This window comes from Vibrio sp. 10N.222.48.A3 (genome assembly GCF_041475345.1).
In the GTDB taxonomy this organism is placed as follows: Bacteria; Pseudomonadota; Gammaproteobacteria; order Enterobacterales; family Vibrionaceae; genus Vibrio; species Vibrio tasmaniensis_A.
The window spans coordinates 1-2,382 of record NZ_JBFRVX010000541.1; the positions used below are offsets into that span (position 1 = coordinate 1).

General features: G+C 45.8%; 3 protein-coding genes. All 3 read left to right on the forward strand.

The genetic code is table 11. From position 1 onward, the window contains the following. A partial coding sequence (gene flgG / locus AB4653_RS15610; RefSeq protein WP_372104665.1) for a flagellar basal-body rod protein FlgG occupies positions 1-629 on the forward strand: 629 nt, incomplete at its 5' end. A 71-nt stretch (positions 630-700) separates the two neighbouring features. Further along, on the forward strand, positions 701-1,477 hold the full coding sequence (flgH, locus tag AB4653_RS15615; protein WP_009848569.1) for a flagellar basal body L-ring protein FlgH: 777 nt from the start codon (positions 701-703) through the stop codon (positions 1,475-1,477). 93 nt (positions 1,478-1,570) lie between these two features. Next, positions 1,571-2,382, forward strand: an 812-nt coding sequence (locus AB4653_RS15620; protein WP_372104668.1) for a flagellar basal body P-ring protein FlgI, incomplete at its 3' end; no start/stop codon positions are given.

Below are 2,382 nucleotides of genomic sequence, written 5' to 3' on the forward strand. Positions count from 1 at the left end.
GCCAATCGTCTCAGAATACTGAGTTGCCAAGTGGTTTGATGTTGGGTGCTGGTTCTAAGGTAGTTGCAACCCAAAAGGTGCACACTCACGGTAACGCACAAACAACGTCGAATAGCCTAGATATGATGATTGAAGGCGACGGTTTCTTCCAAGTTGAGATGCCAGACGGTGAAACAGGTTACAGCCGTAATGGTCAGTTCACATTGAACGGTGACGGCGCGATCGTAACATCGGGTCAAGGTTATGCCCTACAACCCGAAATCGTTATTCCTGAAGACGCGATCTCGGTAACGGTTGGGAACGATGGTGAGGTGTCGGTTCGTCTACGTGGTCAGCAAGACAACGTCGTGGTTGGTCAAATCACTATTACTGATTTCGTAAACCCAGGTGGTTTAGAGCCCATTGGCCAAAACCTTTACTTGCCTACAGGTGCAAGTGGTGACCCGCAAGAGGGTGTTCCGGGGTTGAATGGCTTAGGTAATGTTCGTCAGTCTATGCTTGAAGCATCCAATGTAAACGTAACTGAAGAGTTGGTTAACATGATTGAAGCTCAACGTGTATACGAAATGAACTCAAAAGTTATCTCGGCGGTAGATAAGATGATGAGCTTCGTTAACCAACAACTGTAGCTAGTTAATTCGCTGTTTACTTATTTCTTTTGATCGTTCTGTTTACCATTGCCCGCTGAGAGTATGTCGCCATGAAACGTATTGTTTGTTTAGCCCTATTTTTGTCTATGACTGGCTGCGCCCCATTGGCTCCAATTGAAACTCCGGCGCAAGAGAACGCAACCACAGTGGTTGATGCCGTAGAAGGCGACAAGTCGGCCCAGGAAAGCTCTGGTATTATCGACACACTTCGAGATAGAACGGACCCTATTGCTGGTGATCCTGCATGGGCGCCAATTAACCCGAAGAAAAAACAAGAGCATTATGCGGCAGCAACAGGCTCACTGTTCAATGCTAACCACATTGGTAGCATGTATGACGACTCAAAACCTCGCGGTATTGGTGACATTATTACAGTTGCGTTAGATGAGAATACGCGAGCGACTAAAAAAGCTAATGCAGATATGTCTAAATCGAACGATGCATCGATGGAACCGTTAGCTGTAGGCGGTGAAAACCTAGAACTTGGTAAATACAACTTTTCTTACGATCTGAGTAACACCAACACCTTTGCTGGAGATGCATCAGCTAACCAAAGTAACAGCATCAGCGGTTACATTACGGTTGAAGTTATTGAAGTATTAGCTAATGGCAACCTAGTGGTTCGTGGTGAAAAGTGGATGACGTTGAATACGGGTGATGAGTACATTCGCTTAAGTGGCACCATCCGCCCTGATGATATCGACTTTGAGAATACCATTGCTTCGAACCGTGTTTCGAATGCACGAATTCAGTACTCAGGTACGGGTGTGCAGAAAGATATGCAAGAACCTGGGTTCTTGGCACGATTCTTTAATGTATCTTTGTAGAGCTAGAGACTGTGTCGACATACTGACACTTTCAGAATTATCTAATTTCAAGCTAACTCATTATAAATTAAAGCAATACAGACAGGTTACTCAATGAAAAAACTAACACTCGTACTCTTCGGCATGCTATTTCTTGCCTCCAGTGCTCATGCCGCGCGTATAAAAGACGTGGCAAAAGTAGCGGGTGTTCGTAGTAACCAACTTGTCGGTTATGGTTTGGTGACGGGTTTGCCGGGCACCGGTGAGACAACTCCCTTTACCGATCAAACGTTTAACGCAATGCTGCAAAATTTTGGCATTCAATTGCCGCCTGGCACCAAGCCAAAAACCAAAAACGTTGCGGCGGTAATCGTTACCGCTGAACTTCCGGCATTCTCCAAGCAAGGTCAGGAAGTAGACGTAACGGTGTCGTCTATTGGTTCAGCAAAAAGCCTTCGTGGTGGTACTTTGCTGCAGACTTTTCTTAAAGGTCTGGACGGTCAAGTGTACGCTGTGGCACAAGGTAATTTGGTTGTGAGTGGTTTTAGTGCTCAAGGCAACGATGGTTCTAAGCTCGTTGGTAACAACCCAAACGTCGGTATCATCTCTAGCGGTGCGACGGTAGAGCAAGAAATCCCAACCCCATTTGGTCGTGGTGACTACATCACTTTCAACTTAATCCAATCTGATTTTACTACGGCTCAGCGTTTAGCTGATGCGGTTAATAATTTTCTAGGCCCTCAAATGGCGTCTGCGGTAGATGCGACTTCTGTAAAAGTTCGTGCTCCACGTGAAATCAGCCAACGTGTGGCTTTCTTGTCTGCCATCGAAAACATCGAATTTGACCCTGCAGAGGGCTCTGCAAAAATCATTGTTAACTCTCGTACCGGTACTATTGTTGTTGGTAAGCATGTGCGCTTAAAAGC

Coding starts and splice junctions, on each gene's coding strand:
- flgH (WP_009848569.1), top strand. CDS start 701: ATGAAACGTATTGTTTGTTTAGCCCTATTTTTGTCTATGACTGGCTGC.